At 31.9% G+C, this 1372-nt stretch carries 1 protein-coding gene; it reads left to right on the top strand.

Going from position 1 to position 1372, the window contains the following annotated elements; genetic code table 11:
• A partial coding sequence (locus L3X37_RS15200; protein ID WP_237241018.1) for an IS110 family RNA-guided transposase occupies nt 1-1356 on the top strand: 1356 nt, incomplete at its 5' end.
• Nucleotides 1357-1372: the final 16 nt, after the last annotated feature.

Here is a 1372-nt window from a genome sequence, read left to right as displayed (position 1 = left end):
ATTAGTTTAGAAGTCGTCAATCCAAATGCTGCGGGTATTGATATTGGGAGTAGAAGTCACTGGGTAGCTGTTGGTCAAAATGCACAAGATGTAAAAGAATTTGGAGTTTATAGCCAAGATCATCTAGAATTATGTGAGTGGCTCAAAAAACATAAAGTCTCTACAATTGCTATGGAAAGCACAGGAACATATTGGCAAAACCTGTTTTCTTCATTAGTTGTTTATGGTTTTGATGTTATTTTGGTTAATGGAAGGCAAACCAAAAACATAAAAGGCAAGAAAACAGATATCAAAGATTGCCAATGGATACAAAAACTACACACCTTAGGGTTGCTTAGTAGTAGTTTCTTGCCCGATAGCACAACTGCGATTATCAGAACTTATTCCAGACATAGACAGAATATCTTAAAACAAGTTTCTAGCACTGTATTAAAGATCCAAAAATATCTTCGATTAATGAACATGAGGTTAGATGTTGTTGTTAAAGATATTGTTGGGCTTACTGGAACAAAAATAATCACTGCATTTATTGAAGGAGAAAAATCAGGGGAAATATTAGCAGAAAATAGACATTATAATTGCCGAAAATCGGCAACAGAAATTGGTAAAGCTTTACAATACAATGGGCGTGAAGATTACTTTTTTGCTCTAAAACAAGAATGGGAAACCTATCTACATCTTCAAAAACAAAAAGATGAAGTTGATGCACAAATCAAAAAATATATTGAACAAATCATTGATAGTAATGATGATAAAAAACAATATATAGCCTCTAAAAAACCATACAAAAGAAAAAACAAAAACACCATTAAAGGAACAGATATGAATCAATTATCATATCAATATTTTGAAGGTATTGATTTAATGGCTATTGAAGGTGTAAATGATGCTACTATATTAACAATCATAAGTGAAGTCGGGCTAGAGGGTATTAAAAAGTTTGAATCCGCTAAACAATTTACATCCTGGTTAAGACTTGCTCCAAACAACAAAATTAGTGGTGGAAAAATATTAAGTCACCACCTACCAAAAGGAAGTAGCAGATTAAAAAGAGCCTTTAGACTTGCAGCAAATACCATTGGTAATTTAAAAGAAGGACATCTGAATGATTTTTTTAAAAGAATCAATTATAAAAAAGGGAGAGCGACTGCTATAAGTGCAACAGCAAGAAAACTCGCTGTTATTATTTGGAATATGCTAGTAAAAGCACAAAATTACAATCCGCCGAAAGAATACCTCTATTTAGACCAAAAGAGAAAATTAAAATTAGTCAACAGAATCAAGAAAAATATTGCTAAATTTGAGATTAAACCTGAAGACGTCGGATTTAGTAAAACACTAAATATCAGTACTTAATATTTGACGTTAGTTG

It is taken from the genome of Wocania arenilitoris (genome assembly GCF_021728535.1).
GTDB classification, from domain to species: Bacteria; Bacteroidota; Bacteroidia; order Flavobacteriales; family Flavobacteriaceae; genus Wocania_A; species Wocania_A arenilitoris.
The sequence above is the reverse complement of the archived record's forward strand: the minus strand, read 5'-3'. Positions and strand labels throughout refer to the sequence as shown.